Consider the following 3717-nt stretch of genomic DNA (forward strand, 5'->3'; position numbering starts at 1 on the left):
ATGAGATTAGAAGTGGAATTTGCGTCGCTAAACCTGCTAAAATCGGCTTTGAAATTATTTTTCACTAGCGGATTGGTCTGGGCTTGCGGTACGTGGCATTGCGTGCAGTTGAAGCGCTGCTCGGCTAGCGTGCCGTTTAGATCCGCGCCTGTACGAAAGTCCACCAAGTGGCTTTTTGGAATCGGCGTAGAGCCTACATCCTTAGCGACATCGGGCATATGGCAGGTTATGCACATATTGTTATCCTTTGTGATCGGCACAAGCCCTTCTAAGCTGTGCGGTATGAGCGGCGGAGCGTTTTCGAAGCTGCGCTCGATTTTCGAAGCGGCGCCCGGAGCATCCTCGCTATATTTGAAATCGGGCAGAGAGTTTTTATTTTGCGCCGATTCGTCCACGCTTTTTATAAAGCCCAAGCTGTCAGCATCTATAGAAGCCGTCTTGTCCGCGGCAAATAGCGCCGCACAGCATGCAAGAGCCAAGCCTAAAACCATTTTTTTCATTTTTTCACTCCTAATATACTAAAATTTAACGCATCGTCGTCGCATACGTCGATGCAGCGCCCGCAGCTGATACACTCGCTGCTAACGCGCCCGTTTTCGCGCCCGACCATCTTAAGCACCTGAACTTCGGGGCAGACCATTTTGCATTTGCCGCACATCGTGCATTTATCAACCTCGTGGTGAATGCGAATGATGCTAAAATAGCTAAGCGCCGCCCAAAATCCGCCGAGCGGGCATAGCCGCGAACAGATCGTGCGATCGCCTGCAAAAATTTCAAAAACTACAATCAGCAGCGCGATCGCAAAAGCGCTCGCACTCAGCGATATGACGGCGCGCGCAAAAAGCGAGATAAGGCTTACGCTCTCAAATGCCGCAAAGCCGAAAGCTCCGCTGCAAATGAGCGCTAGCACCGCTAGGACGTAGCGAGCTTTGCGGTTTACGCTAACGATCTTAGTCGTTATGCCAAGTCTTTTACGAAGCCACGCGGCAAGATCGGTCAGCAAATTTATCGGGCAGACCCATGAGCAATATGCTCGCGGCGCTATAAGCGCATAAAATGCGCCTACGATAACCGCTCCGATAACCGCCGTAGCGCCCAAAGAAAAGCTAGCTAGCAGCATCTGCGCCGTCGCAAACGGATCGCTTAGATTAATCGTACCGAAAAGTTTCGACGAGCTTAGATTGCCTTTTAGAATTCCGGATAAAATTCCGTTTTCGCTCGCGGCTTTGAAGGCGAAATTATTTCCTAAAATAAAAAGGACTAGAATAGAAATTTGGCTCAAACGCCTTAAAATAGTGTATTTCATTGCCTAGCCCCTTCCATTAGATCGTCCTCGTTTAAGTAGTCCTTGCTCTTTTGCGGATCGAGCTTGATTTTGGTGTCTGCGTCCTTTAGCTTCGCGTCATCGCCCTTGATCCAGCCTTTGACGTAGTTATCGCTGGAAATTCCTATGACGCGCTCGCGCTCCACGACGCTGATAGCCGCCTTTTTCGTGACACAGGCATGCTCGCACTTGCCGCAACCCGTGCAGTAGTCGCTATCTACGACGGGCACGAGTAGGGCGTGCTTTTCGGTGCGGTTGTTGTGGCGGTAATCGATCCTAAGCGCCTTGTCCATTACGGGGCAGCTTCGCACGCACGCGTCGCATTGGATACCAGCATAAGCGATGCAATGCTCGGTATCTATGACCGCAACGCCCATTTTGGATAGACGCACGTTAAGCTTAGAGTTTTCGCTCACTAAGCCTTTATCTAGCGCGTCGCTAGGACAGGCCGCAACGCAAGGTATGTCGTCGCACATATAGCACGGAATTTCGCGCGGGATAAAAAACGGCGTACCGTTTGCAATAGCATGATCGCAAAAGCTCGCAAGCTTAAGCGTATCAAATGGGCACGCCTCGACACAAAGTCCGCACCTTAGGCATTTGCTAAGAAATTCTTTCTCGCTTATAGCTCCGGGCGGGCGGAGTCTGGCGTGCTCGCCGGAGTTTGCGACTCCGAGCCCCAAAACGCCTACGCCCGCAGCTAAAGAAAGAATACCTAAGACCTCACGCCTATTCATAATTTACGCCTTGTAAATTTTAACCGCGCATTTTTTGTAGTCGGTCTCTTTTGAAAGCGGGCAGGTATGATCGAGCGTGACGCGGTTGATATAAACCTTCTCGTCAAAAAACGGCACGAAAATAAGCCCTTTCGGCGGAATGTTACGTCCGTGGAAGTCCACGCGAGCTTTGACTTTGCCGCGGCGCGACTCGATCCAGACGATTTCGTTTTGTTGCACGCCGATTTTGGCGCCGTCAGCTTCGTTCATATAGCATCTTGCTTCCGGTACAGCGCGATAAAGCTCCGGTACGCGCATAGTCATAGTGCCCGTATGCCAGTGCTCCAGCACGCGACCTGTACATAACCAGAAAGGATACTCCTCGCTTGGCACTTCTACAGGATCCATATATGGACGGAAGAAGATTTTAGCTTTATTGGCAAGGCTTGTTTTTTCTTCGCCTGAAGTAGCGGATTTCAGATCGCCGCTAGGAAGCGCCGCTTTGGCGTTGCCATAGAAGGCGAAGTCGCTATCCGGAGCCGCTTTTTTAGCATAGGGATCGTATTGAGCGTTAAAGCGCCAAAGCGTCTCTTTACCGTCTACGACCGGCCATCTAAGACCGCGCACTCGGTGATATGTATCGAAATCAGCTAGATCGTGTCCGTGACCGGTGCCGAATTTTCGGTACTCCTCCCAAAGATATTTTTGGATGAAAAAGCCATATCCTTTAAATTCTTTGCCGTCGCTGCCGATTACGCCGCGTGAGTCGCCGTTTACTTCGGAGTTATCGAAGCTTGCCATAATCGGATCTTTTGCCGCGAAAGCCTGGGCGTCTTTGTTTGCAAAGAGCACTTCAAATAGTGTAGTCTCTGGTGTATAGCCGAATTCTGAAATTTTATCTAAGACACTTGGTAACGTAAGTTTATCATTTACTTTAACCTCGCCCCAGAAATCCTTGAGTTTGAAGCGCTTGGAAAACTCTAGCATCTGCCATGTATCGCTCATTGCGTCGCCCACAGGAAGGACCTGCTGTCTCCACCACTGAGTTCTGCGCTCGGCATTGCCGTATGCACCCCATTTTTCGTAGATCATCGCGGTCGGCAGGATTAGATCGGCTACCTTCGCGCTTAGTCCCGGATATGGCTCGCTTACTACGATGAAGTTATCCATCTCGCGCGCCGCGGCTATCCAGTGGTTTGCGTTGGCGATCTGCTGCCACGGGTTGTTGACCTGTACCCATATCCATTTTATCTTGCCATCTTCGAGATTACGCAGAGCCTGCACATAATGTGCGCCCGGTTTTGGATTTATCGTACCCTCGGGAAGCTTCCAAATTTTTTCGGAAACCTTTCTGTGAGCGGGATTTGCCACGACCATATCAGCAGGTAGGCGGTGAGAAAACGTGCCCACCTCTCTAGCTGTGCCGCAAGCGCTAGGCTGACCGGTAAGCGAAAACGCTCCGCAGCCGGGCTTAGCTTGCTTGCCAAGAAGAAAATGCACCATGTAGCTTTGCTCATTGACCCAGGTTCCTCTTGAGTGCTGATTAAAGCCCATCGTCCAAAAGCTTACTACTTTGCGATCCTTTTCGATGTAATAATCTGCGAGCTGCTTTAGCTTGGTCTTAAATGCCTCTAAATCCTCACTTTCGTCACCCTTGGCCAAAGGCGCTACAAATTC

Annotated in this window: 4 protein-coding genes; all 4 read right to left on the reverse strand. The window is 50.4% G+C overall.

Going from position 1 to position 3717, the window contains the following annotated elements; translation table 11 throughout:
- Nucleotides 1–500, reverse strand: a 500-nt coding sequence (locus Q0095_RS03420; RefSeq protein ID WP_297881363.1) for a nitrate reductase cytochrome c-type subunit, incomplete at its 3' end; no start/stop codon positions are given.
- Nucleotides 497–1306 carry a quinol dehydrogenase ferredoxin subunit NapH gene (gene napH / locus Q0095_RS03425; protein WP_297881365.1) on the reverse strand — a complete coding sequence of 270 codons (810 nt, stop codon included), beginning with the start codon at nt 1304–1306 and terminating at the stop codon, nt 497–499. The genes Q0095_RS03420 and napH, both read right to left, overlap by 4 nt.
- Entirely contained in the window at nt 1303–2061 is a 759-nt protein-coding gene (napG, locus tag Q0095_RS03430; protein WP_297881367.1) for a ferredoxin-type protein NapG, read from the reverse strand. Before napG ends, napH begins: the two co-directional genes overlap by 4 nt.
- A 3-nt stretch (nt 2062–2064) precedes the next feature.
- Nucleotides 2065–3717: molybdopterin-dependent oxidoreductase (locus tag Q0095_RS03435; protein ID WP_297881369.1), on the reverse strand; the 1653-nt coding region annotated here is incomplete at its 5' end.

Origin of the sequence: uncultured Campylobacter sp. (assembly GCF_938045535.1) — a bacterium.
Lineage (GTDB): Bacteria > Campylobacterota > Campylobacteria > Campylobacterales > Campylobacteraceae > Campylobacter_B.